The 2025-nt window shown below is 62.6% G+C and carries 1 pseudogene; it reads left to right on the forward strand.

The annotated features are described in order from the left end of the window. Positions 1-49: 49 nt before the first annotated feature. A pseudogene (locus tag PU724_RS33645) lies at positions 50-2025 on the forward strand (hypothetical protein); the annotation flags it as partial.

A 2025-nucleotide genomic window follows, 5' to 3' on the forward strand; every position in this document is an offset into this window, starting at 1 on the left:
CGGGGAAGGCGGCTCGCGCTTGCCCTTTGCTCCACCAGCTCACTCACCTGTGCAGAGTTTTGACCAGGACGAGCTCTTTGCCGCCGCCGAGCGCGCCGGGCCGTTTACGGCTGCAAGTTTCGCTTCGGCGCAGTTCGGGCAGGATGTGGAGCGGGTGGTCCACTCACCCGCGCAAAGTGTCGATCAGCCGCGGAGCCGCGCAGCGATTGGGGTCGGTTACGAAGCTTTGAGTTCCATGCCGCCGCCGCGGGTCAACCTGCCCGCCACGGGCTTTGGAAGCGCACCCGATGTCGTGAACCTCCCTCACGTCGTCGCGGACGCATATCGGCCTGCGGCCAATCAACAGGGCGATTTGACCGGCGCGCGCCATACGATGCCGGCCGCGGCGCCGCACCAGGCTGCCGTCGTTCAGCAAACGCGCAGCCGAAAGCGCGTCCGAGAGCACCCGGACGAGGCGCTTTTTGCCGCCTACCGTGACGACGCGGCTAAAACAGCCAAGGTGAGTGAAGGCTCGATTGCTCGCGATATAACGGCGCTGCGCAAGTTCAGCAAATGGCTTGACGAGAACCACCAGAGCCAAATCGACGGTCGGATTGAGGACGAGCAGCTGGACGGTCTGGCGAAGGACTTCGCGGGCAACGATTCCGTACTACTGGGCGACACCAACGTGGCGTTGGGAAGGCTCCGGCAGCATTTTGCCGGACAGCCTGTGACGGCTGCTTCGACTGTTCGACCCGGCACCAAGGACGATGAGGTACTCTTCGCCCAATACCGGACAAAAGCCGTGGCCCGCCTCAAAGAACCAACCGTGAGGAGCGATCTAGCGGCGCTGCGCAAGTTCAGCAAATGGCTTGACGAGAACCATCGGACGCAGATCGCCGGCCGGACTGAGGACCCGGGGTTGGACGCGCTGGCGAAGGACTTCGCGGAGCGCGAGAGCGCGCGTATCAACCCGGCGTTAAAGAGGCTCCGGCAGCATTTTGCCGGACAGCCTGTGACGGCTGCTTCGAACAAGGCGGCCTTCTTCATCGGCGGCACCGGAAGCGAGGGCACGCTGACCTTCCACGGTCGCCGCGATTCCATCTCGCTCGGCGGCATCTCGGGCGATCTCGCCCTCGGGGCCTCCAATTTCCATGGTACCGTGGTTCGACCTGGAACCAAGAACGATGAGCAACTCTTTGCCCAGGCTGCCGGCCTCAAAGAAGGAACCATGGGAGGCGATTTGACCGGCGCGCGCCATACGATGCCGGCCGAGGCACCGCACCAGGCTTCCGTCGTTCAGCAAACGCGCAGCCGCAAGCGCGGCCGCGAGCACCCGGACGAGGCGCTTTTTGCCGCCTACCGTGCCGATGCGGCTAAAACAGTCAAGGTGAGTGAAAGCTCGATCGCTGGCGATATAACGGCGCTGCGCAAGTTCAGCAAATGGCTTGACGAGAACCATCGGACGCAGATCGCCGGCCGGCTAGATGATCGGCAGTTGGTCAGTCTGGCGAAGAACTTCGCGGGCAACGATGCCGTACTATTGAGCGACATCAACGTGGCATTGGGAAGGCTCCGGCAGCATTCTGCCGGACAGACTGTCACAACAGCTAGAGCGCGCTCGGTCAGCGAAGACAACCAGGTGATCGAAGATGCATGTCGGGCAGCTGCAAGCGGATACGGAAAAGGCACGCTAAATAACTATCGGAGTACTTTGGGGCGTTTCAACAGCTGGCTTAGTCAGAACTTCGGCAAGGGCATTACCCAGATTGAACCCGCGGTGCTGAGCCGGGCGGTTGACGAGTACGAGAAGAACGCTGGCCCCGGTTTCGGCCCAGCTTGGAACTTTCTGCAGAGATACCGGCAAATGGTCGCAGCCAACAATGCACTGGGCCTGTCAGCCCATGGGCAAGCGGCCTCGGCCTGGGACGTGCTGCGAGCCTTCCATGAAGAAGAGGCCGCACAGCGTGGCGCGCCAATGGCTACCAATGTGCCGCAGTTCCATCAGACGACATCGCTCCCGCCAGAATGGGCCCCCGTGCCGGC

The sequence above is a fragment of the Mesorhizobium abyssinicae genome (genome assembly GCF_049887195.1).
In the GTDB taxonomy this organism is placed as follows: Bacteria; Pseudomonadota; Alphaproteobacteria; order Rhizobiales; family Rhizobiaceae; genus Mesorhizobium; species Mesorhizobium abyssinicae.